This window comes from uncultured Nostoc sp., from assembly GCF_937863485.1.
In the GTDB taxonomy this organism is placed as follows: Bacteria; Cyanobacteriota; Cyanobacteriia; order Cyanobacteriales; family Nostocaceae; genus Nostoc.
The window spans coordinates 17,064-42,365 of record NZ_CALMFY010000222.1; the positions used below are offsets into that span (position 1 = coordinate 17,064).

General features: G+C 42.1%; 15 protein-coding genes and 2 pseudogenes. 12 read left to right on the plus strand and 5 right to left on the minus strand.

The window, feature by feature from the left end:
- The 6 genes from Q0541_RS30645 to Q0541_RS30670 all read left to right on the plus strand — a co-directional run.
- Nucleotides 1-1,324 (plus strand): phosphopantetheine-binding protein (locus tag Q0541_RS30645; RefSeq protein ID WP_298920064.1); only part of this gene is annotated, 1,324 nt, incomplete at its 5' end.
- A gap of 293 nt (nt 1,325-1,617) precedes the next feature.
- Nucleotides 1,618-3,345 carry an SDR family NAD(P)-dependent oxidoreductase gene (locus tag Q0541_RS30650; protein ID WP_298920066.1) on the plus strand — a complete coding sequence of 576 codons (1,728 nt, stop codon included), beginning with the start codon at nt 1,618-1,620 and terminating at the stop codon, nt 3,343-3,345.
- A gap of 364 nt (nt 3,346-3,709) precedes the next feature.
- Entirely contained in the window at nt 3,710-8,473 is a 4,764-nt protein-coding gene (locus Q0541_RS30655) for a PfaB family protein (protein ID WP_298920067.1), read from the plus strand.
- Between the two features lie 202 nt (nt 8,474-8,675).
- Complete coding sequence (locus Q0541_RS30660) at nt 8,676-10,349, plus strand: PfaD family polyunsaturated fatty acid/polyketide biosynthesis protein (protein WP_298920069.1); 1,674 nt, start codon at nt 8,676-8,678, stop codon at nt 10,347-10,349.
- Nucleotides 10,350-10,351: 2 nt separating this feature from the next.
- Entirely contained in the window at nt 10,352-11,875 is a 1,524-nt protein-coding gene (locus Q0541_RS30665) for a thioester reductase domain-containing protein (RefSeq protein ID WP_298920071.1), read from the plus strand.
- 648 nt (nt 11,876-12,523) lie between these two features.
- Nucleotides 12,524-13,327, plus strand: a complete 804-nt coding sequence (locus Q0541_RS30670; RefSeq protein ID WP_298920072.1) for an SDR family oxidoreductase — start codon at nt 12,524-12,526, stop codon at nt 13,325-13,327.
- Nucleotides 13,328-13,347: 20 nt separating this feature from the next.
- Here the strand turns inward: Q0541_RS30670 and hetI are convergent, their stop codons facing one another.
- Complete coding sequence (gene hetI / locus Q0541_RS30675; RefSeq protein ID WP_298920073.1) at nt 13,348-14,055, minus strand: 4'-phosphopantetheinyl transferase HetI; 708 nt, start codon at nt 14,053-14,055, stop codon at nt 13,348-13,350.
- A 14-nt stretch (nt 14,056-14,069) separates the two neighbouring features.
- Between hetI and Q0541_RS30680 the strand changes: the two are divergent.
- Nucleotides 14,070-14,627: pseudogene (locus Q0541_RS30680) on the plus strand (RNA-guided endonuclease TnpB family protein); the annotation flags it as partial.
- Nucleotides 14,628-14,764: 137 nt separating this feature from the next.
- On the opposite strand, the gene Q0541_RS30685 reads toward Q0541_RS30680, so the two are convergent.
- A complete protein-coding gene (locus tag Q0541_RS30685; protein WP_298920074.1) occupies nt 14,765-15,829 on the minus strand; it encodes an alpha/beta fold hydrolase in 1,065 nt (354 codons plus the stop codon).
- Between the two features lie 157 nt (nt 15,830-15,986).
- Here Q0541_RS30685 and Q0541_RS30690 point away from each other — a divergent pair, with 157 nt between their 5' ends.
- A complete protein-coding gene (locus Q0541_RS30690) occupies nt 15,987-16,730 on the plus strand; it encodes a response regulator transcription factor (RefSeq protein ID WP_298920075.1) in 744 nt (247 codons plus the stop codon).
- A 200-nt stretch (nt 16,731-16,930) separates the two neighbouring features.
- Here the strand turns inward: Q0541_RS30690 and Q0541_RS30695 are convergent, their stop codons facing one another.
- Nucleotides 16,931-19,549, minus strand: a complete 2,619-nt coding sequence (locus Q0541_RS30695) for a TonB-dependent siderophore receptor (RefSeq protein ID WP_298920076.1) — start codon at nt 19,547-19,549, stop codon at nt 16,931-16,933.
- A 126-nt stretch (nt 19,550-19,675) separates the two neighbouring features.
- Nucleotides 19,676-20,695, minus strand: coding sequence for an AraC family transcriptional regulator (locus Q0541_RS30700; protein WP_298920077.1), 1,020 nt, complete (start codon nt 20,693-20,695; stop codon nt 19,676-19,678).
- An 851-nt stretch (nt 20,696-21,546) separates the two neighbouring features.
- Here Q0541_RS30700 and Q0541_RS30705 point away from each other — a divergent pair.
- From Q0541_RS30705 to Q0541_RS30715, 3 genes and pseudogenes are all read left to right on the plus strand, one after another.
- Nucleotides 21,547-21,726 (plus strand): hypothetical protein, encoded by a 180-nt coding sequence (locus tag Q0541_RS30705; protein ID WP_298920078.1) that lies wholly within the window; start codon nt 21,547-21,549, stop codon nt 21,724-21,726.
- A 352-nt stretch (nt 21,727-22,078) separates the two neighbouring features.
- On the plus strand, nt 22,079-22,543 hold the full coding sequence (locus Q0541_RS30710) for a hypothetical protein (RefSeq protein ID WP_298920079.1): 465 nt from the start codon (nt 22,079-22,081) through the stop codon (nt 22,541-22,543).
- A gap of 51 nt (nt 22,544-22,594) precedes the next feature.
- Nucleotides 22,595-23,116: pseudogene (locus tag Q0541_RS30715) on the plus strand (SDR family oxidoreductase).
- Between the two features lie 204 nt (nt 23,117-23,320).
- Here the strand turns inward: Q0541_RS30715 and Q0541_RS30720 are convergent.
- A complete protein-coding gene (locus tag Q0541_RS30720; protein WP_298920080.1) occupies nt 23,321-24,112 on the minus strand; it encodes an S-adenosyl-l-methionine hydroxide adenosyltransferase family protein in 792 nt (263 codons plus the stop codon).
- A 275-nt stretch (nt 24,113-24,387) separates the two neighbouring features.
- Here Q0541_RS30720 and Q0541_RS30725 point away from each other — a divergent pair, with 275 nt between their 5' ends.
- Nucleotides 24,388-25,293, plus strand: a complete 906-nt coding sequence (locus Q0541_RS30725) for a hypothetical protein (protein WP_298920082.1) — start codon at nt 24,388-24,390, stop codon at nt 25,291-25,293.
- Nucleotides 25,294-25,302 lie beyond the last annotated feature (9 nt).

The following is a 25,302-nucleotide window of genomic DNA, read 5'->3' on the forward strand; positions in this document are numbered from 1 at the left end:
CATGGAGGCGGACTTAGGGATTGACTCCATCAAACGGGTGGAAATCTTAGGGGCGCTACAGGAAATGTACCCCAACCTACCCAAGCCCAATATCGAAGAACTGGCAGAACTCCGCACCATCGGTCAAGTCGTCGAGTATCTGCAATCCCAGGCTTCCAAAAGTATTTCTGTAGAAATTGCAGTTCACGAAATACAACAACCAACCGAGATTCTAGTAGAGACTGCACCCGTAGTTGAGGTAGTCACTTCACCTGAACCAAGCCTAGTTGTCACATTCAACCCAGCACCAGAACCTGCTGCAATTGATGAAGTTGTAGACTTAGGTCAAACCCTACTAGCGATCACCAGTGATAAGACCGGCTATCCAGTCGAGATGCTGGAACTGGACATGGACATGGAAGCCGACTTAGGGATTGACTCCATCAAACGGGTGGAAATCTTAGGGGCGATGCAAGAAATGTACCCCAACTTACCCAAGCCAAATATCGAAGAACTCGGAGAACTCCGCACCATTGGTCAAATAGTCGATTACCTACAGCAGTTAGCTGGAGGTGAAAAAAAAAAGTTTGAGCCTGAGTTTGTCCAACAGCCACCCGAATTAGAGCATAATATCCAGCGCCATCCCGTCAAACTCAAAAGCCTACCACGGCCCGATTATTTGGATTTCACGTTACCAGAGGGACACATCGGTTTAATCACCGATGATGGTTCCCTCACCACTTATAAATTAACTGAATCCTTAATTGAGAAAGGCTGGAAAATAGTAGTTATCAGCTTCCCCCAATCGCTCATCGCCCAACAAGCGCCGTTACCCACAGGAGTAACCCGCGTCACCTTAGCAAACTTGAGTGAAGAACATCTCCAACAACAATTGCAAGCGATCGCATCTCACTGCGGGGCGATTGGGGCTTTCATCCATCTCCATCCGATATTTGTAGGAAATCACACCGGGACAATTCCCTATCACGAACAGGAAAAGGCGATCGTCAAGCACGTATTTTTGATGGCGAAACACCTCAAACCCTCTCTCAACAAAGCCGCACGTCATGGACGTAGTTGTTTCTGCACAGTTGCTCACCTCGATGGCGCTTTTGGCTTAGAGTACAAAGTCAACTTCGGGGCGATCGGCGCTGGTTTATTCGGATTAACCAAAACTCTGAGATGGGAATGGCCAAAAGTGTTTACCCGTGCGATCGACCTAAGTCCCAGACTTGACGCCAAACAGTCAGTACAAAACATCATAGCCGAGCTTCATGACCCCAATCTTTATATTAGTGAAGTTGGGTATGGTTCACAAGGACGAGTCACCATTATCGCCGATTAAAAAGGTAGGTTAATCAATTCTTTGATGTAGCAGTCCTATTTAAGTTGTGAAAATTACTGTTTTTAACGAACCGCAAAGGACGCAAAGAGCGCAAAGAGAAGAAATAAACAGAGAGTTTCACAAATTTTTTAGGACTGCTATTAGGATGTTTTTTTAGTTCTTTCTTAATACAAGAAGATTACTTATTTCTCTTACTTTGCGTCCTACCCTGCGGGAAGCCGCTTTGCGTCTATGCGCCTTTTGCGGTTCGTATATCAAAAAAAACCAATTTATTCAGTTATTCACGAGGATTTATGACACAAACAGCCCAGCTTAGTCCATCATCTGTCTTTGTCGTGAGCGGCGGTGCAAAAGGGATTACGGCTGAGTGTACTATCAAATTAGCCCAACAGCAACCCTGCAAATTCATCCTTCTTGGTCGCTCCGAACTATTAGAAACCGAGCCAGATTTTGCTCAAAATTCTGATGAATCAGCATTGAAAAAATGCATCATGGAAAATCTTCTTTCCCAAGGAGAGAAGCCCACACCCATGAGTGTGCAAAAGATATATAACAAAATTACCTCCAGCCGCGAAATTAAAAGCACCCTAGCAGCAATTCAAAAAACAGGAGCTAAAGCAGAATATATTAGCGTCGATGTCACAGATACGCAAGCTTTACAAGAAAAACTTGCCAATGCTGTGCAACATCTTGGCCCGATTACAGGAATTATCCACGGCGCTGGAAATTTAGCCGATAAGTTAATTGAAAAGAAAACAGAACAGGATTTTGAAAAAGTTTACACCGCCAAAGTGCAAGGATTAGAAAATCTACTTACTTGCGTTAACCCTAGTCAACTTCAGCATTTAGTTTTGTTTTCTTCTGTGACAGGTTTTCATGGAAATATTGGGCAGTCTGATTATGCGATCGCTAATGAAATTCTCAATAAATCAGGCCATCTTTTCAAACAACAATATCCCTCATGTCATGTAGTGGCAATTAATTGGGGAGCTTGGGATAGTGGGATGGTGTCACCAGAACTTAAAAAGGCTTTTGCTGAACGAGGAATCGAAGTGATTCCCGTAGAAGCTGGGACACAAATGTTAGTCAACGAATTGCATCCCACCTATCGAGAAAATACACAAGTTGTTATTGGTAGCCCCCTAGTACCCTTTGCTAGGGAGTTAGATTCTGAACTGTGTACCTATCGGATGCGCCGCCGAATGACAGTAGAAGAGAATCCATTTTTATTGGATCATGCGATCGCTGGTTCTCCAGTGTTGCCTGCTACATGCGCTCTATCATGGATGATTGATTCTTGCGAACAACTTTATCCAGGATATAGATTTTTTGCTGCTCAAGATTTCAAAATTTTGAAAGGAATTACTTTTAATGAAAGTCTGGCAAGTGAATATATTTTAGATGTTGAAGAGATTTCTAAAACTAATGCTCAACAGATTACATTCAACACCAAAATATCGAGCAAAAATGCAGATGGAAAAACGTTTTATCATTTCAGTGCCAAAATCCAACTATTACTAGAAATACCCACTATCCCAATTTATGATGCGGTGAATTTAGAACCAGATAATATCATCGCTCTCACTGGCAAATCTTTTTATCAAAATGGAGAAACTACATTATTTCATGGCCCCTCTTTTCAAGAAATCCAAAAAGTTCTAAATATCACCACAGAAAAAATTACTACACAATGTCTGTGGGAACAAATCTCAGATAAACAACAAGGACAATTTCCAGTCCAATGGGTAAATCCATATACAACTGACCTAAGTATGCACGCACTCTGGGTTTGGACACAGCATTTTAATCAAGAAGGTTGCTTACCTGGACAAGTCGCAAAATATGAACAATTTGCAACCACACCACCCAATGAACCCTTTTACGTTTCTTGTGAAGTGAAAGCCAAAACACCCAGTAGTGCAACCGCCGATTTTATCATCCACAATCGAGAAGGACAAGTCTACTCACGTCTACTCGGAGCAAAAGCAATTATTTGGTCGATGAAATTACTCAGAAGCTAGTACCGCAAGCGGAAGTCAAAAATCAAAAGTCAAAAGTCAAAATGAATACAGCTTTAGTGTTTCGTTGATTTAGAATGGTGAGGCAGTCCGGTCTTCTCCCAAGGGGAGACGCCAAGGGCGATGGGGGTTTCCCCCATGAGGAACTGCCGAACCCGTTAGCGCAGCGTTAGCGAGTCCTCGAGCGTCAGGGGTAGTTTATTTCCGCCGATGTGTACTAGTAATTTTCAACTTCTTCTCTCTGCGCCTTTTTTGCCTTGTGCGTAAGCTTTTTCTTTAGCAAGCGCCTCTTGAAAGTTTGGGGAACAGCGTAAATCCTGCGTTTTAAAATCTCTTGCCTAATACCCAAACCTTAAGGATATAACTAGTGGAAAAAATAGCCATCATCGGATTATCATGTCTATTCCCCGATGCTAAAAACCCCGAAGAATTCTGGCATAATATTGTTAATCAAAAAGATTCGACATCTACTGCAACAGTCGAAGAAATCGGAGTAGATCCGACAATCTTTCACAATCCAGTTAAAGGAACACCAGACAAAACCTATTCCCTCAAAGGCGGGTACATCCGCAACTTTCAATTTAATTCTTCCGAATACAATCTCCCATCAGAATTTGTTACTGGCTTAGATAACACCTTCAAATGGTCATTGTATGCCGCTAAACAAGCAATTGTACAGAGTGGTTATTGGGGTAATGAAACTGTTCTCTCAAAATGCGGCGTAATTTTAGGTAATTTGTCATTCCCGACAAAATTATCTAATCAATTATTCTCTCCAATTTACCAGAAAGCGATCGCACCTGCTGTCAGAGAACTTTTGCAGTATGAAGACTTTGATTTAGCTGTCCCAAGTGCAACTAAAGCGTCTTTGTACAATGCGATGATATCTGGTTTACCAGCATCTATAATTGCTCAAGCCTTCTCACTCTCCCAGATTAATTTATGCCTGGATGCTGCTTGTTCGTCATCATTTTATGCTATTAAACTAGCATCTCATTACTTGTGGTCACACAAAGCTGATGTCATGTTAGCTGGAGCCATAAGTTGTGCCGATTCCCTATTCGTGCGGATGTTATTTTCCGGTGTTCAAGGGTATCCAGAAAACGGGATCAGCCGCCCCTTAGATAAGTCCTCTAGAGGGCTAATTCCTGCCGATGGTGTTGGGATGGTGATGCTGAAAAGATATTCTGATGCTGTTAGAGATGGCGATAATATTCTCGCCACTATCTGCAGTAATGGACTCTCAAATGATGGCAAAGGTAAGCACCTACTTAGTCCAAATCCTAAAGGACAACTCTTAGCTTTTGAACGAGCCTATCATGAGGCAAAAATTAGTCCCAAAACCATCGATTATCTAGAGTGTCACGCCACTGGCACATTGCTAGGAGATACAACCGAATTCAACTCCATAGAAACATTTTTTGGTCAAAATCAAGCTGCGCCTCTGGTGGGTTCTGCCAAGGCAAATACTGGTCACTTGCTAACTGCTGCTGGGATGGTTGGCTTGACTAAAGTGATTATGAGTATGTCTCATGGGGTCATTCCACCAACCATTAATGTTAATGAACCTTTAGCTTCCGAAAATCGGATAATTTCCGCCGACAAAATTGTTAGAACAGCTACGTCATGGCCCAATAATAATACACCAATTAAACGGGCAGCTATCAGTGCTTTTGGTTTTGGTGGCACTAATTCTCATCTGATTTTAGAACAAGGAACTACAGCACAACCAGTTGAATTAACAGCACCTATTCCACCTACCAAAATTGCCATTGTCGGCATGGATGCCTTTTTCGGTAGCTGCAATGGCTTAGATGCTTTTGAACGGAGTATTTATGATGGAACCCAACATTTTATTTCCCTACCGCCTCAAAGATGGCACGGTATAGAAAATCAAGAAAATGTCCTGAAAGAGTACGGTTTAACAGATGCTAAAGCACCAGTTGGAGCATACATCAAAGATTTTGAAATCGATACTTTCTCGTGCAAAATCCCACCTAATGAAATAGAAAAATTAAACCCACAACAATTATTGCTCTTGAAGGTTGCCGATCGCGCCGTGAAAGATGCGAAACTACAGGAGGGTAGCAATGTAGCGGTTATTGTCGCCGCTGAGACAGAGTTTTCTGTACATCAGCTACAGCAAAGATGGAATCTGTCTTGGCAGGTTAAGGACGGCTTACTCGCGCAAGAAGTTTCTTTGCCTGCTGAACAGCTGGCGCAACTGGAAACCATTGTCAAAGATAGCATTCACCACCCAGTAGAAATCGGCGAATATGTCAGTCACATCGCCAACATTATGGCGAGTCGAATTTCTACTTTATGGAATTTCACTGGCCCTGCATTCACGATGACGGCTGGCGAAAATTCTGCCCTTAAGGCGTTGGAAGTTGCACAAATGCTACTCACTACTGGAGAAGTAGATGCAGTGGTTGTTGGTGCAGTAGATTTGGCAGGTGGTGTGGAGAATGTCTTGTTCCGCAACCAATTTGCACCAATTAATACGGGTGTCAATACGTTGAGTTTTGACCAACAAGCCAATGGCTGGACGGTTGGCGAAGGTGCGGGTGCTGTCGTCCTGAAGCGCTACGAAACTGCTAAGGAAGACAAGGAACGCATCTATGCAGTTATTGATGCAATGAGTTTCGCTCAAGATAATTCTACTGTCAGTAACGCTCTGGTAAAGCCTGATGCTTCAGCTATCAACAATGTCTGCAAACAAGCTTTCCAGATTGCAGATATTCAACCCACAGATGTTAATTATGTGGAAGTTTTCGGTAGTGGCATTCCCCAAGAGGATGAAGCCGAAATCACAGGTTTGCTTCAAGCTTATCCGAAAGTGGGAAATGGTTTGCACTGTGCATTGGGCAGCGTTAAAGCCAATATCGGTCACACCTGTACAGCATCGGGAATCGCTAGCTTAATCAAAACTGCTCTGTGTCTTTATTACAGGTATATTCCCGGCACTCCCAAGTGGTCTGGTGTCAAAACACCGCAAGTATGGGAAGGTAGCCCTTTCTATGTCGCAATGGAATCAAGACCTTGGTTTGTCGATAAAGATGCCACACGCAGAATAGCAGCAATTAATAGTATGGGTATAGATGGGAGTTACGCCCATTTAATCTTATCGGAGGAACCCAGCCAAGAGGAGCGGGACAATAGATATTTGCAGCAAATGCCTTTTCATCTGTTCCCGATCGCAGTTAGCGATCGCTCCAACATCCCAGATTTACTTAACAATCTTCAACAAACTATCGAAATTAGTTCCTCTTTATCCACTACCGCTAGTCAAACATTTGCTAATTTTAAAGGGCATCCTGAGGCAAAATACGTTTTCTCAATCACAGGACGTAATAAAAAAGAACTACTCAAAGAAATTGAATCTGCCCGTAAAGGTGTAAACAATGCCTTTGAGAACGGCACAGATTGGCAAACACCAATAGGAAGTTATTTCACAGCTAAACCATTGGGTAAAACCGGAGCGATCGCTTACGTTTATCCAGCAGCTGTCAATTCTTATGTGGGTATCGGTCAGAATCTCTTCCGCTTATTCCCGAAAGTCTACGATGACACGATATTCAATAGTCTTGCCAACCGTGCCGTCGAAATTCATCAGCGACTTTATCCCCGAAGCTTGCATAAGTTTTCCACTAGGCAACTAGAAACTCTTGAAAAAGAATTCCTAGACGATTCCCTAGCCATGTTTGAAACAGAAATCGCTTATTCTCGACTGATTACTACAATTATTCGAGATGATTTCCAAGTCAAACCACAATGTGTCTTTGGCTATAGTCTGGGCGAAACTAGCATGATGTCTGCCCAAGGAGTTTGGAGCAATTTTTCTGGTGGAAGTAACACTTTAAACTCATCCCCTTTGTTTGGAGATAGATTATCTGGTCCTAAAAATGCTGTGCGTGAATATTGGGGATTGAAAGATGTTCCTGATTCACAAAACAACTTTTGGGTAACCTATGTTCTCATGGCCACTCCATCCCAGGTAAGAGAATGTCTTAAACATGAGAATCGGGTTTATTTAACTCAAATTAATACACCAGAAGAAGTGTTAATTGCTGGTGATGAAGCAGCCTGTAAGCGAGTAATTCAAACTCTAGGTTGTAATGCTTTTCCGGCTCCCTTCGACCATGTAATCCATTGTGAGGCGATGCGATCGCAGTATGAGGAAATCAAGAAGGTAAACACTTTACCATCACAAACTCTCCCAGATATCGGTTTTTATTCTGCTGCTGATTATCAACCGCTCGCACTTGAAAGTGAAGCGATCGCTCACAACATTGCCAAAGGATTGTGCCAAGAGCTTGATTTTCCCCGATTAGTTAATCGTGTCTATGATGATGGTGTGCGAATATTTTTAGAAGCAGGCGCAGGTAGTGTTTGTTCACGATGGATTGATAAAATTCTTGGCAAGAAAGAACACCTCACAGTTTCTCTGAATCGTAGAGGTATGGATGACCATGCTTCTATAGTCAAAGCATTAGCAAAATTACTCAGTCATCAGGTGAACGTGGATTTATCACCACTGTACAGCAAAGTCCAAGAAACCACCAATCAAACTAAAGCAACATTGAGAACAGTTACCTTGGGTGGGAAAGCGATCGCTGCTACAATTTTGAGCGATGAAAATCGCAAAATTGTTGAAGATTTTGCTGGGTATCTTAGGAGCGAACGCTTCAAAAAACAGCATCCAAGTATACCTAATCTCCAACAATCTGAAATTACAGATTCTCTTAATACTTCCAACAAAATAATCCCAGAAGAAAGTTATTTCCCTAACATCTTGCCATCCCTTACTCAGCCAGAAGAAGTTAAACCGAAAAATATCATTGATAACGGTTTTGAACCGAGAGAACAATTACAATCTTCTGAGTCAAGCGCAATTGGGCAGCAAATTCCTCTTTCTTCTCCACCTGTCATCACTCAAAAAATTAGTAGCATCATCAGCATGTTCGATTTAAATAAGACTCAGTATCAAAAGCTCAATGCTAATAATTCAAAGATAACTAAAGCGCACACTGCTTTTTTACAAGCTAGACAAGATTATAGTCAACAAATGAGCGAAATCATTCAATTGCAACTAACTTGCGCCCAAAATTTGCTTAACGACGAATCCTAATAAATCATACCAATTCTCTCTCAACTTGCACCAACTAATTCTTAACTTATCTCTTCCTTTGCGCCCTACCCTGCAGGAAGCTCGTTTAATAATTATTACGTGCATCTTCATAGAGAATTGGTATGAAAACATAGACTCCTATAAAGAGTCTACACCCTTCAGCTTTTATCATCCATTGCTTGTAATCAGAGGGATAACTGCCGTGACAACCGTAGATACGGTGCTAAGTAAACACGATAATGGTCTTAATTTCTCTGCCTGGTCTTATAACAAAAACCAGGTTTGGAAAGGTTCTTTAGAAACTGTATCTTTTGAGCAACAAACCATCAAAGGTAAATTGATGGTGTTAGATAAACCCTGTTACATCGTGAAAGTTGCCGGAAAAATCGGTGTCACTAATGAGGGGTATTTATCCCCTGGTGATAATGGCACAACAGCACAAGTAGAACTGCTGACATTTGCAGCACCGATCCACATTCAACAGTTTGGAGATCCCAATTTTCTCTCCTTTCATGGAGTGAAATATGCCTATGCTACTGGCGCAATGGCTGGCGGAATTGCTTCTGAAGAAATGGTGATAGCACTAGGAAAAGCGCAAATTTTGAGTTCCTTTGGTGCAGGTGGTTTAATTCCAGAACGTTTGGAAGTAGCCATAAATCGCATTCAAGAAGCTTTACCTCAAGGGCCCTACGCCTTTAATTTAATTCACAGCCCCAATGAACCTGCGATTGAACGCCGGGCTGTGGATTTATACCTCAAATATCAAGTGAGAACAGTAGAAGCATCTGCATTTCTCGACTTGACCCCCAACATTGTTTATTACCGTGTTGCTGGATTGGGATTGAATAACGCCAATCAAATTGAAATCAAAAATAAAGTCCTTGCCAAAATTTCTCGCCGAGAAGTTGCTACTAAATTTTTGCAACCAGCACCAGCTAGAATTCTCAAAGAACTTCTTGAACAGGGATTAATTACTGAATTACAAGCAACCCTTGCAGCTAAAGTTCCGATGGCTGATGATATTACCGTCGAGGCTGATTCTGGGGGTCATACAGATAACCGTCCCCTGGTTTGTTTGTTACCTTCTATTATTGCCTTGCGGGATGAAATTCAAGCACAATATCATTACCAAACACCTATTAGAATCGGAGTAGCAGGGGGAATTGGTACACCACAATCAGCATTAGCAGCCTTTATGATGGGTGCTGCTTATGTAATGACCGGCTCAATTAATCAGTCATGTATTGAATCTGGAGCTTGTGAACATACCAAAAAATTACTAGCTCAAGCAGAAATGGCTGATGTGATGATGGCCCCAGCGGCAGATATGTTTGAAATGGGAGTCAAATTGCAAGTCCTCAAACGGGGTACGATGTTCCCCATGCGAGCGCAGAAATTATTTGAACTATATCGCGCTTATGATTCGATTGAAGAGATTCCTTTGGTAGAAAGAGAGAAATTAGAAAAACAAGTTTTCCGTAAGAGTATTGCTGAAGTATGGGAAGGAACAGCGGCTTATTTGTCCCAGAAAAATCCTGAAAAACTGGGTAAAGCAGTCAATAATCCTAAACTGAAAATGGCGTTGATTTTCCGCTGGTATCTAGGATTATCTTCTCGTTGGTCTAGTTCTGGTGAAAAAGGTAGAGAAGTCGATTATCAAATTTGGTGTGGCCCAGCAATGGGCGGTTTCAATGACTGGGTACGGGGTTCCTACCTGTCTGAAGCAAATAATCGTCAGGTAGTTGATGTTGCTAATCAAATTATGACTGGTGCAGCCTTTTTGTATCGTGTTCAAAATTTGAAAATCCAAGGACTGCAAGCTTCCGATTATTACAGTCACTATCACCCTGTCCCTTCTACATTAGTGGAGATTTAAAAATGACTATAAAACAGTCTTTTACAGCAGATGATATTCAAGTATTTTTGATATCTAACTTAGCTGAGTTACTAGGAGTAACAACTGATGAAATAGATGTCAAAGAACATTTAGAAAACTCTGGCTTGGATTCAGCCCAAGCAATGATTCTAGTAAGTAAATTAGAAAAATTGCTAGGATTTCAACCATCTCCGTTGCTCCTGTGGCATTACCCAAGTATTGAAGCTCTTTCACAGCGTTTAGCTGAAGAAGTGCAAGAGGGTTCACCAGTTCAAGACACAAAAGTTGTGCGTCAGACATCTTCTAATGCCAACGCTGCCCCCTCTGTTCTAAATTTGAGTGCCGAGGCTGTTCTTGACCCCACCATCAATCCCGGCGCTGCATCTAATGTGCCTGTAAGTGAACCCAGAAACATCTTTTTAACTGGAGGAACAGGCTTTTTAGGAGCTTTTGTCATCCGGGAATTACTACAGGAAACTAATGCGGATATCTATTGCTTAGTGCGTGCTGGTAATACTGAAGAAGGCAAAAACAAACTCCAAAATAATCTTAAACAGTATGCAATTTGGCAGGAAGAATTTAACTCCAGAATTATTCCTATTGTCGGCGATTTATCTCAGCCATTGTTAGGTGTTGGCTCTGAACAGTTTCAAATTTTAGCTGCCAATATTGATACTATTTATCATAGTGGTGCTTTGTTGAATTATGTTTTTCCCTACTCGGCACTGAAAGCAGCCAATGTTTTAGGAACTCAAGAAGTTTTGAGATTAGCATGTCAAATTAAAGTCAAGCCTGTACATTACGTTTCTAGTGTTGCTGTTTTTGAATCGACTGCTTATGCTGGCAAGGTTGTCAAAGAACAGGATGAATTCAATCATTGGGAAGGTATTTATCTTGGTTACTCCCAAACTAAATGGGTAGCTGAAAAATTAGTCAAGATTGCTCGTGATCGAGGACTTCCTGTAACTATCTACAGACCGCCACTGATTTCAGGAGATAGCAAAACAGGCATTTGTAATACACATGACTTTATCAATTTGATGACCAAGGGCTGTCTACAAATGGGAAGTTTCCCTGATGTAGATTATATGTTAGATATGTCTCCTGTGGACTATGTAAGTAAAGCCGTTGTTTATCTATCACGGCAAAAAGAATCCATAGGCAAAGCTTTCAATTTACAACATCCCCAACCTGCCGCTTTTAAAATACTAGTTGAGTGGATACGCTCATTTGGTTATTCAGTTAAGATGATTCCCTATGAAGAATGGCAAGCAGAGTTAATCAATAATGTGTCTTCTGTGGACAATCCTTTATATACTCTGCGACCCTTTTTACTGGAACGCTGGTCTGATGAACAACTGACTATTCCTGATTTGTACTTACAAGCTAGAAGACCCCATATTAGCTGCCAAGATACCCTTCATGCACTAGCAGGCAGTTCTATTGTTTGTCCTCCCATTGACTCTCAATTGTTTATGACTTATACCGCCTACTTGATTCAAAGCGGCTTCTTAAATATCGCCTAGGAATTCACAACTTTCGTAAGGTGTGTTGCGTTAGGAATGTAACGCACCATCCTAGAAATTTTTGGTACGTTACGGAAGCCGTAACATAACGCCAGTTGCTACAACGGAAGGAACTTCCGCAACGCACTGGCTCCCCTACAAAACAGAAGTTTTGTGTTTTGTTTAGTCCACGTTCTTTAGGACTCAGTACTCCTTAATAGTCAATATTTCAGATGCCAGCAACAACTCATACACCAACAGCGGCAATCTAATTGCCCTGTTTTTTTATACTCAATAATGTAAACTTTTAGGATTCACCCCTTGACAGAAGCGATCAAGGATAGAATGGTTAGTGGCAGGCATAAAAGTTTGATTTTACCCGCTTGCTTTTGTGAGTAATCAAAAGCGATATCTGGCGACAAGCCGCCATGCATCTACACTAGCAGTCTGGAATAACTGAACTTCTTTAATGCCCAACTTATTCGATGCATAAGTCCTAAATTTACGTTTAGACTGCTACATCTACCCAAGGCACTACACAAGCAATTGAAAGGGTAATAACTCAAGACATTTCTCGTCGGTTCAGATATTACGCGCACTTATTTGTAGAACGAGAACCACTATAAATGTAATGCAGCTTCATCAAGTCGAATTCACCAACCTTTTTACATGAACACAACACACCAAGGACAGAACAAACAAACTGCTCTTATTACTGGAGCAGCAGGTGGAATTGGCTATCAATTAGCATGTCTTTTTGCTGCTCATGATTACAATCTTGTCTTAGTAGATAGAAATGGGGTAATGCTTGTAGAAATTGCAGTTAAATTCCAAAAAGAATTCGGAAACTTTGTTACAACTATTGTTAAGGATCTATCTATACCAACAGCTCCTGAAGAAATTTTTGCAGAGTTGCAACAAGCCAATATTAAGGTTGATGTACTGGTAAATAATGCTGGATTTGGTATCTATGGATTATTTCATGAAACAGACCTAGCTAGTGAACTGGAAATGCTACAGGTAAATTTGGTGTGTCTCACCCATTTAACCAAGCTATTCCTGAAGGACATGGTAAAGCAAGGTGAAGGAAAAATATTAAACGTCGCCTCAGCGGCTGCCTTTCAACCAGGGCCTTTGATGGCGGTTTATTTTGCGACTAAAGCCTATATCTTATCTTTTTCAGAAGCGATCGCTAATGAATTAGAAGGTACAGGTGTCACAGTGACAGTTCTTTGCCCAGGCTCAACAGCATCTGCGTTTCATGAAAGAACCGGAATGGCTGACTCTAACTTGCTCAAGGGCAAGAAAATGATGGATGCACAAACAGTAGCCGAAATTGGTTTTCGCGCCTTAATGAAGGGCCAAACCATTGTCATTCCTGGTTTTATGAATAAACTACTTGCAAAAAGCGTCAGATTTGTACCTAGAAACCTGGTGACAAAAATTGTCAGAAATATGCAGGAAGATAAATAAACGATTTAAAATACTGAACATTAATACTGCCAACACTTCAAGTGCCAGTCAAAATTCTCTATAGCAACAGCAGCAACATAATTGTTAGCAGGTAGTAGTTCAAAAAGACTCCAGTCTTCAGATATCTGTAACTTGGCTGGTTCTGTGAGAGTCAGCGACACTTCAACTTGCTCTAACTGAGCTAGTCCGTCTCCAGTTGCTTTTAAATAAGCTTCTTTACAAGTCCAGTAACGGAAAAATACCTCTTGCTGTTCGCTGGGAGATAGCGATCGCAACATTTCATATTCTCTCGGTAAAAAGAACCGTTTGGCAAGAGTTTCCAAATCAGACATTGGGCGAATATATTCTAGGTCTACACCAATTGGGCGGGTACAATTCACCGCACACAAACCCAACCCTTGGGAATGAGACAAGTTAAACGCCAGTCCAGTATTGGCAAATGCATCTGCCAATACTGGTTTGCCACGATGTTGATAATTAAACTGAACTTGTAGCGGCTGAATACTCAAATAGCGACCTAATATAGTTCGGAGAATACCACGGCCAGCAATGAACCGCTGCCGATGTTCCTGAAAATAGAACCGTTCAGCACGAGCCATTTCGTCACTGGAAAGAGTCGCTGCTAAATTTTGCAGCTGTGGTTCTGATTGGTCAAGTTCTATCCGCCAGACATGAATCTCATCCGGTAACAAAGTTAAATCTGTTGGTGTAGGTAGCCAGAGATTCATAATAATTAGTAATTCGTAAACAAAAAGGAAGTAAATCAAGAAACAGATATAGAAAAGTTGTTGCCAAAGTCTACGAACGAGTTAGTAATTCGCGGCAGGATTTTCTACATAAACTTAGTTATAAGTTGGCCAGCAATAGCCAAGCTGTCATAGTAGAAAATCTTTATGTCAAGGGCATGGTTCGTAACCATAAATTGGCAAAGGCAATATCTGATTGTGGTTGGGGAAGGTTTATTAATTTTTTAGCCTATAAGTTAGAACGCACAGGTGAAAAGTTAATTGAGATTGATAGATTCTTCCCCAGTTCCAAACTCTGTTCTAATTGTTTCTATCAAGTCACAGAAATGTCATTGGATGTCCGTGAATGGACTTGTCCTAACTGTGGCACTTATCATGATCGGGATGCGAACGCATCGGTCAACATTAGAGCAGAGGGCATCAGAATACTAAAGGCGGAAGGTTCAGCCGTCTCTGCTGTAGGAGGGGAGGTAAGTCCTAATCTTGGGCGAAAGTCTAAGTTTAGGCACTCCCCCATGATTACAGAAGCTCCACGGGAAGCCGTAGGCAACTAGGAGTAGTTCACTGTAAGACAACTTGAAAGTATAACTGGATATGATTTCTTCGCTAATATTCCTACGGAAGTTCCAACAAAATCGCCGACCTGTATACAGCACAACTAACAGAAGCCCAAATTCTGTATGTCTTAAAATTACGAATTACGCTGTTGTTCCAACCACTGTAAAATCCGATTCCATGCCCACCAAGGGTCAGGATCTTGTAATTGGCGCTGGCACTCTTTACTACTCAAATAGCTAACATGACCGCCGTACTGAGTGAGTAACAAATCTATTGCCGGATTGCGATCGCAGGCTTTTTGTAAATCCGGTATGATGGCTGGGTCAAAAAGTGGGTCATCCGCAGCATATAAAATCAAAGTTGGTTTCGAGATTTGTGGCAATATATGTAAAGGACTACTAGCTTGGTAATATGCTTCCACAGAAGGAAAACCTAGTCGGTTAATTACCAGTTCATTGTCAAAACCCCAGATACTATTCGCCCGTTCAATCGCTGCTGGATCTATGCTTCCAGGATGAGCATCATGTATTTGCCATGCCAGTTTTTTTAAATTCTGTGCAATCCCTGCTTCCAAATATCTGCCGAAGGGCGTTGTAACTAGATAAGATAGCGATCGCTCAGAATCCAAACTGGGACAAATCACCATACCACCGCCAATATCGCTATCTTCTAATCTTAAATCTCCATGCTCCCTAATCACTTCAAGAGCGACCTTCACCGCCCATAGCGCTAATTGCCCTCCTAAAGAATACCCTGTAAACCAAAATTTCCCAGGACATCCCATTGCCTTAGCAGCAGCGGCGATGCGAACAAAATCTTCCCCCTCATATAGTCCATCAGAAGTTAGAGTCGGGGACAATTGAGCAGTTTTGCCGTGGGCACGCCAATCAAATAACACTACAGCGTATCCTTGAGCGTAAGCCTTACGTCCTAGCACTCTCAAAAACCATTCTGTTTCTAACTCTCCAGTAATGCCATAAGTACCGATAATCGTGCTATGAGCATTTTCAGGGATGGCAACCAAGCCAAATATTGGCACACCTTGGCCACCAATAAAGATTTTTTCCTGATAATACGGTTCTTGTAATAGAGTAGTACTTTTCCAGTAACGTCTTCCCCACAAAGCGGTGTATACAGTCATCTTTACACCGTTTTGTAAAAATCGAGACGGATTGTAGGGAGCAGTATAACACATCATAGACTATAAGATTTCGTGTAGTTAAGTCTTGATTTCACAGTCATTTAATCTTAATATTTATGTAAGATTTAAAACTTTTTCATAATCGATTCAAAAATCTTTGTATCTATACAAAGGTTGTTATTTATCCTTAATAAGTAGTAATAATTTTTTAAGAATGCCGAGGATTCTTGTCATAGACGATGACCCAGCGATTTCAGAACTAGTTGCCGTCAACTTGGAAATGGCTGGCTACGATGTAAGTCAAGCTGAAGACGGCATCAAAGGTCAAGCGCTGGCTCTCCAGCTACAACCAGACTTGATCATGCTCGATTTAATGTTGCCCAAGGTAGATGGGTTTACTGTTTGCCAACGCCTGCGTCGTGACGATCGCACCTCTGAGATTCCCGTGTTAATGTTGACGGCTTTGAGCCAAACTCAGAACAAGGTGGAGGGCTTTAATGCTGGCGCAGACGACTACCTCACCAAGCCTTTTGAAGTTGAAGAAATGCTGGCGCGGGTGCGGGCACTTTTGCGGCGGACTGACCGCATTCCCCAAGCAGCAAAGCACAGTGAGATTCTAAACTATGGCTCACTCACTCTGGTTCCCGAAAGATTTGAGGCAATATGGTTCAATGAGACGGTGAAATTGACTCACTTGGAATTTGAGCTACTTCACTGCTTGCTGCAACGGCACGGTCAAACGGTTTCTCCCAGCGAAATACTCAGAGAAGTTTGGGGCTACGATCCCGATGACGACATTGAAACGATTCGAGTCCATATTCGCCACTTGAGAACTAAGTTAGAACCAGATCCCCGCCACCCCCGCTATATCAAGACAGTATATGGTGCCGGATACTGTCTTGAGTTACCCGGTGTACCTCCATCAAATGAAGGGGCTTCGGTAACAGTGGTTGAATGAAATCACGCTAAATTAACCTTAACTAAGCCATCACTTAGGCAAGAACTCTCAGAAACTTTTATTCTTTACCGTTTAGTTAAGGTTATTGGTGAGATTTTCCGATAGTAGAGATGTTGCAATGCAACGTCTCTACTATCGGGAAATTATTTTATCCCAAGGGTATTGGTTTAAAATAATAAGCTGACTAACAACACCATGAGTTAAAACTCCCAACTGATAGAACCAATTATTGCCAAGGGCTGACCTCTTTGAACATATAGTCTGGAATTATCCTGGCTGGCGATAAAATAGTCTGTATCAAATAGATTACGGACATTGATAGCAGCCTTCCAACCATCTCTACGGTAGTAAATAGCAGCATCGGTACGCAAGTAATCGGGTAGTTCAAACGTGTTATTTAAATCTCCCAGCCGCGTGCCCACATAAAACAGCCCCAAACCAAATCCTAAACCCCTGAGATCACCCTTCTGGATCTCATAGGTTGTCCAGATGCTAGCCTGATTCTTTGGCACACCCACTAATCTGTTGCCTACTACAGGAGGAGTGGAATTATCCTCGGTGACTTCTGCATTAGTATAAGCATAGGAAGCGACTACCTTCAGCCCAGGCAAAATCTCACCTGCAATATCCAATTCAATCCCTCGACTTCGTTGCTCCCCGACCTGAATGGAGTAACCAGGCCGAGGATCATTAGGATCGTCTGTTGCAATATTCGTCTTGGTGATTTGATAGGCTGCCAGCGTCGTTGAAAGCTTTCCGTTTAGAAAGTCAGCTTTAATCCCTGCTTCATATTGAGTGCCTTTGGTCGGCTTTAATGGTTCGCCATCAGGGTTGCTGCCTGAAGGGTAAAAAGATTGACTATAGCTAGTGTAGAGAGAAACAGATTGGCTTGGCTGATACACCAATCCGATTCGGGGGCTAAACGCATCGTTAAACACATCGGATTCCCCAAATTGTGAAATCCAATCAAAGCGTCCACCGACCAATAGTTTCAGATTATCTAAAAGACCGATTTGATCCTGAACGTAGGTTCCGTAAGTATCTTCGTGTGAAATAAAGCCGGAAGGAAGAACTTCAGGAAAGTCGGGTTTTGGAATATTATAATTTGGATTGAAGACATCTAGATTGGGAACAGTGGACTCAAAAATGTTATAATACCCCGCCGAGCGCCTGATATCAAAGCCCACTACGAGTTGGTGTGAAATCGATCCTGTATTAAACTTCCCAATCAAGTCGATCTTTCCATAATAGTTATCAACCGTATACTCACGTTTGTCTGCATACAATTCTAGGAAGCGACCGTCCACTAGGTCCACTAGATTTGATGGATCAGTATATTTTTCATTGACATGAGTAAGGCTCGCAGAAAAATTGTTACGAATCTGCCAATTGTCGCTAAATTTATGATTCAGCGTGTAACCAAATCTTTGAGTAGTGGTATCCCTAAATGAGATGTCAGGATAGCGTAGATAGCGACTTCGAGGCACCGTATTGCCATCGCTTAAAAGCAAACTAGGACTCTCAAAAGGATTTGCATAATAGTTAATGTATTCATAATACAGATTCAGGTCTGTCCTATCCCCGAATTTCAACGTGATTGAGGGTGCGATCGTGGTCAGATTTTCGCTGACAACATCTTGAATACTGCTTGAATGTTGATAGCTTGCAATGAAGCGATAAAGAATCGTTTTATCTGTATTCAATGGACCAGAGAAATCGATACTGGGCTGATAAAAGCCAAAATTTCCCGCTTCAAATCCAAGCTTGTAATAGGGGTCACTCAGGGGTTGTTTGGTGACAACATTGACGATCCCACCGGGTTCAAATGCTCCGAACAGAACCGAGCCAGGTCCTTTGAGAATTTCCACCTGCTCGATTGTCCCAACGCCTGTCTGTCCGTAGAGATCAACATCTCTATTGCCATTTCGGAAATTTCCTGCCTGTCCAAATCCTCCAATTCCTCTGATGATCAGATTTGTTGTATTTGAACCGTAGGGTCTTATGTTACTAACAACGCCGCTGACCGTTTCCACTGCCTGATTCACACTTGTGACGTTGCGATCTTCCAGCACCTGCCGGGGTACGACCTGAATCGATTGAGGAATATCGCGGATGGCGGTATCGGTTCTGGTTGCCGTGCTGGCATTTGGCACGTTATAGCCATCCTGCTCTCCCGTCACCACTAACTCAATCGGCTCATTCTGCTGTGAGTAAGGTGTCTGATTTGCTGGTTTGTCTTCGGTTTGTGATGTTTGCGGTGACTGCGGTGCCTGTGTCACCGTTGCAGCAGATGCTACCCCAAAAACCAGCCCGGCATTATCATCAAATAACTCAACTGTAGGCAAGGCTTTCTCACCCACCACCGTCACTCGCACAGTATTTGCATCAACATTTATGACTGTTATTTCAGTAATTCCCGCAAGGGGTTTGTCCGAACGAAATGTGAAAGCATTGCCATCAGCTAAACGTAACTGCCCACCAGACACATCTGCAATAAAATTATTGCCCGTACTGCGATTTGTGACTTGCAGTTGAGTACCTTGAGGCGTTTCTAAAATCACCTCCACACCTTTGTCGGTAGAATTGGCTTTAACTCCCGTGATTGGTACAACTTGAATTGCAGGTGCTGAGTTTGGTATTGGTGACTGTACCAGCATAATTGCGCTAGTTGCGGGAAGTTCGATTTCGCTCAGTTGGGGAATATTTTTGCTAGCTTCTCGAACATCCTCTCCTACTTCCCCACCTTTTGCAGGAGTGCTAATCAAAACAAGAACTGCACTTGTCAGCACCAGACTTGGAAAAAATTTATCTAACTTCATTTATCCACCTACGCTCCCTCACACCACTTGACAGTATTAAGAAAATTTCCTAACTGAACTGGCAGTGTATGCATAATAGGGGATTTCTATTTTTAATTTGAACGCTAGAGGGATTTTTTTTGAACGTTAGAGGGATTTTTGGCAATTGTGAAAGTATTGTTTGGGATTTAAGCCGAATTTTTTGCGAAAAGCTAGGGCAAAGTAACTGCGACTATCAAAACCTACCCTCGATGCCACTTCTTCAACCTTCATTTCTCCTGATGCTAAAAGTTGTCTTGCTTTTTCGAGTCGATAGTCGTGCAAATATTTAAATGCAGGTGTCCCAAAAACTTGACGAAACCCACGCTTCAATTTAAATTCATTTAGCCCTACTTGTCGTGCTAACTCTATCAGGCTGGGTGGATTTTCTAGATTACGCAGCAAAATTTCCTTAGCTTGGTAAATTCTCTCAACATCGCTCAAATTCTTGCCTGAAAAGCTATGATAATCTATCTCCTGCTCCTGAAATTGCTGGAAATGAAGCGTAATCAATTCCATTGCCTGACTTTCCAGATACATTCGCTTCATCAAGCCTTGATAGGGACATTGTAGAATTTTAGATAACACCGTCCACATTTGCTGTGTGATTTCCCCTTGCTGGTAGTAAGGTTGTACCTTACCATCAATCACAGCTTGGCGCAGGTAAATTGGTATCTGTTCTAACTCTTGTTCACCAAAACTTTGAAAAAATTCCTGCGGTTTGATTTCTAGAGAAATTCGTGAATACTTCTCTCCAGCTTTCCACCACTCAGTTTCTTTGAGATCGCAGTTATATTCTGAATAGTATTTACCTACTGGTTCATCAGTCTCCTCAGTTAAACCGTGGCGTTCAATTCTCACTTTTCCTGAGAGAAAAAAACTCAACCCAAATCGAGAATCATCCAAGTTATCTCTAATCAATACAAGATCATCAATCAACTCTTCTTGGTGTATAGAAAGAGATAAGCTATTGCGTAAAACTGCCCAATAGTCATATAAATTACACACATCTGGAATCTTCGCATACTCGATAGTTTCAAAACCCTTTGATTGACTGGAAACTTTGCCATTTTCCTCACTTTCTTGCCAAAGTTCATCCCAATCTATAGTTGTAAAAATTTTTGTCATGGTTTAATGATAAATTTTTCATTATCAAATAGGAATAGTCATAGCGATCGCTCCGATGGTCAGTATCAGGGCAAGTTAGCTAAGAAATATTCCTAATTGTTGCACGAAGTTGATTATGAGAAAAGTGAGTGTATATTAAGTCGCTTGTCGTGGTTCTAAATCCTAGTCCTTTATCAGGGGAACAAATACCGGAGTGGGTTGCTGTTTGCTGAAGGTAGCTGCATAGATCATTGGGTTGATGAACTCACCGAAACTCCAGCAAAATCCCGTGAAAAATGTGCATATTAGAAATATTGCTAAATCCCAATAGAAGAAGTTGAACGGACAAGGATTTTTACTTACACGTTCCTTATGGTTAGACATCTGGTGGAAAAGAATGTAGAGACGCGTTAACGCAGCAGGGCGTTAGCGTAGCGGAACGGAGTACAGCCCAGTCCAATTTCGGGTCTCTATAAGGGTTCTGGATAACGCATATTTAATTTCACTAGATATCTAGCGTTTATCTGTAGGGCGTGGGGAAATTGTGACGAATCAGACCAGAGCGATCGCGCCGACGTTGGCTATAGCAATCTGAATTGAAACGTGAGAAAATACGGAGATTAAAAGTACGTATTTATAGGCATTTCAGCGATTTTATCTCTCACGAATAATTTAGGATTGCTATATTAGATTTTTCTATTTTCGTCCCTTCTAGGATAAAAATCACTTGACAACATGAGTTAAAAGGTGATGTCAGTTTTATACCAATTGGTAAATAAGTTGCTCACTGGCAATTAGATTCGTGCGTTATAGCCGTCTAGAGGAAGTCGCGGTCGGCATCATTTTCCTCGCCTGTAGCGGGACGGTGCTTGATGTCGAAGGTGGCTACAGCGTTTAAGCATCAGCCTAATCGAAGAAACATCTTGTCACTGGCGGCAACAGTGGCATCAAACTTGCCACTGCCCTGCGTTTTGCTGCTGAAGGCGCAGATGTCTTTATCTCTGGTTCGTCGTCAAAACGAACTTGATGCTTATTCCTTACCGTTTAGTTAAAGTTATTGGTGGGATTTACTAGTGTGTAGAGATGTTGCAATACAACGTCTCTACAAGCGCATCAGTGAGATTTTAAGATAAAGCGTCTTTTGTCAATGAGTTAAAATACTAAAAATAAGTTTAGTAAAAATGATAATCGTGTAGTGGAGAGGGAGAGAATATGACTTTCGGTCGCACTCCTCTGCCTCTTTTTGATTATCATTATTTTAAAAGTCTTTGACAGCTTAAATATTATATGAAAAAGTTATGAAAAAGTATTGTAACGACAGAATAACTTTGTCAAAAATGCGCTTCATTCTTAAGTAAATTCAATTATCAAGCTGAAATACATGCAAAATTGGAGTTAACAAGAATGCAGTTTTTTATAAAAGGTTATTTGGTGAGTATGTTGGCTGGAGTCATAAGCTTAGTAGCGAACCAAGCTTTGGCAGTAACGGGACCAGGAGCTACTATGAAGAATTCTTATCCCCAAGACAATTCATGTTTAAGCACTTCGAGTTATGGGGGAATTATCAATAACTGTGCTTACAGCGTTCAAGTCGTAGGAACCCTGCAACTGTCACCAGGTTATCACCCAACATCAATTAGAATTTATGGAAATAATAGTTCGTGTCAAACACTTTCGATTAATGGTGTTGGAAACGCTGCCTTTGTTGGTTCTCTAGTCTACACTACTTCTGGGCCAAAAGCTTGGCAAACCCTGAATCTCGGTAGCCTTTATGTAAATGATGGGCCTGATGGGAATAGCGAAACAGGTACACTCTTTAGCTGTTCCCTCGAAACTGGTGGCATTATAGGCAATTTCACAGCAAAGTAAGGTTTTTGAAGGTATAGATTGAGAGTTTTTGCCTACATAACATACGCATGATTGATTAAGCAAGAAAAAGGAGGCATCGATATTCTCTTTGCCAATGCGGGCTGGGGAGAATTCGTCCCACTCGGTTCTTTCACCGAGGAGCATTTTGACAAGACATTTAACATCAACGTCAAAGGTGTTGCCTTCACGGTGCAAAAGGCGCTACCGCTACTTAAAGATGGCAGTTCAGTTATTTTGAACGCTTGAATATCAGGCTCTATAGGTCAACCCGCCTTCAGTGTTTATGCCGCGACTAAGGCAGCCGTGCGCTCATTTGCACGCACTTGGTCGGTTGACCTCAAAGAACGCCACATCCGGGTCAATGTCGTCAGCCCTGGAATCATTCCGACACCAGCTCACGATCGCCTTGGGATAACTGACGAAATGCATACGGCGATGTTGAATGGCGTTCAGCTGGGGCGCGTGGGAACAGCGGATGAAGTGGCAAAAGCTGTCGTGTTCCTGGCTTCAGACGACAGCAGTTATATTATCGGCATCGAATTGTTCGTCGATGGCGGTGTGGCACAAATCTAATCGCTATTTTTAGGAAATTTAGTTTCGCACTCCTGACTAGTCTAAAGGCAATTCCTGAATTGCCCCTATATTTCGTACTTGATGCGTAAGTCCGATCGCATTTAAATTCGCTTGCTCTCAGACCTTTTTAAATTTTGAATCTTTCAATTCCATTATCCAAAATCTAAAATCTAAAATTGGGTAACAGAAGCCAACTACCCGATTTTAGGCAATTTGAGTTACTTGCTGATTCACACGGGGACGGCCAAAGCGCTCCCAAGCACTCCCTCCTCGCAGAAATAGCTCTAGGAAGCGCAATGGTTCTCCGGAATCGCCTCTTGACCAACCGGAACTACCAGGAGCAAAGGCCAAAGTTCCTTCAGACACCTTGAAGCTGCCATCAGAATACACTGCATCACTGACCACATCTCCAATCCGGATCACAATCTTGGTTTGAGGCTCCAAATTAAGTGTATGCGCCCCAATAGTTGTTTTGATGTTGCCGTAGCCATCAATCCAGGCAATTCGATCTGGTGGAACATCTGGGATTTGCTCACTCTTAAGGCTATCTCCTAGAAGGCTAAAATCTTCACCCATGATCGCAGCCGCAGCCGGAGGAAACACATCCCGTGAGCGAAACTGCGAGCCACCACGAGAAACGTTAACCACTCGCAACTCCTTTGTATAGTCTTTGATGAAGGAGAGAGTGTAACCTGCATTCACACCCACTACTTTTACACCATTGGATAAAAGGGCATAAGTTAGTCCTTCACCTTCATTGTCCCGTCGGGCTTCGGGATCATCTTGACGAGGCGCACAGTTGTGATAAATTAGGCGATCGCCAGGGCCTGGGTTGAGTCCCAGTTGGGCAATCCAGAATCCCGTTGCCAAGGTACTGAATGCTGGAACCGAAAGCAAATGAATTTGGGCATGGGGAAAAGCCATCAGCAGACGTTGTGTGACTTCTGTAAATGCCGGATCTCCTGTACCGTAGTCTGCAATGACGCAGATAAACATTTTGCTTCTCCTTCCTTAGGGTAGTAATTTGCAATCAATGGTCAGGCAATGGTGGTGTTGAAACACCCCAGTCAACCTACCTGATTAGCAGTCTAGGTGTGATCTCAACTATATGCAAGATTTCTACATAACATTGAGCGCAATTTTCCAGTAAAAAGATGCTAGAAGCAGGCAACTCAGTTAATTACATCAGTCATCATGTGATTACAGGGTGAAATGAGCAAACAACTGTTCATTTCACCCCTATTAGTAACGTTAAAGTCTTAGTCAACGCAATGAAAACAATAACCTCACTTTTTAACGAAGAACGCAACCAACTCCAGACAGAGATTGATAACACAACCAACATTGAGCAGATAGTTAAGCTGGTTCAAAACCGACTCGATCATCTCGAAAGAATTTACATTGAAAAGCTTAATCTGGCTCAAGTTCGTCTGGCTTCCTTTTTCCTGGATACGCTACGGCAGTCGATCGCTACTCTTGCGGCGGCCAACTATTCTCAACTTGCTCCAATAGAACAAAGGCAAATTACTAACCCAGGTACAAAGTTTTTCGCCAACAGATTAATCCTGAAAGTGCTACAGGCACTAATTTGTATAGGCATCTTGGGTTCGTTGTTCTCTTTAACTAAAACTACCCCAGGTGTATGGATGGCTATCTTACTAACCTCTCTACTTCTAGGATTAGAAGTTGTGCTTCAACTCGACTTAAACAACCAGCAAAATTCTATGTCTCAAGAGCTATTGCAATTACCTCAACCTATTCTCCGGGTTGATAGCAAAGTATTTCTAGATCACCTTGGCGATGCTCTCAACACGATCGACCTAGCAGTGGCTAGAGTAGAAGAATCGAATAAACATGAAGGCGATCTAGCAATAGAAGAACTGCCAGAGCTATTGAACTTTCTGCAAAGGCTAATGGGCGCATCAAAACTTGATAAACCCCAAATGGCTCATGAACTGGCGAAGCTTCTGCCACAGATTTTAATGTCTCAGGGAATTAACGCTCAAATTTACCGACAAAATGACCCTCATAGCGATCGCGAGTATTTTGACTTTGAGCCAAGTATCGACCCCGATACCAAAGATCACGTAACTCTAACTCCTGCTTTGTTGAAAGGCGATCGCCTCCTGAGGCGCGGTCGGGTAATTGAGCCAGTGTATTCTTCTTCTAGAGAATAATAGACAATA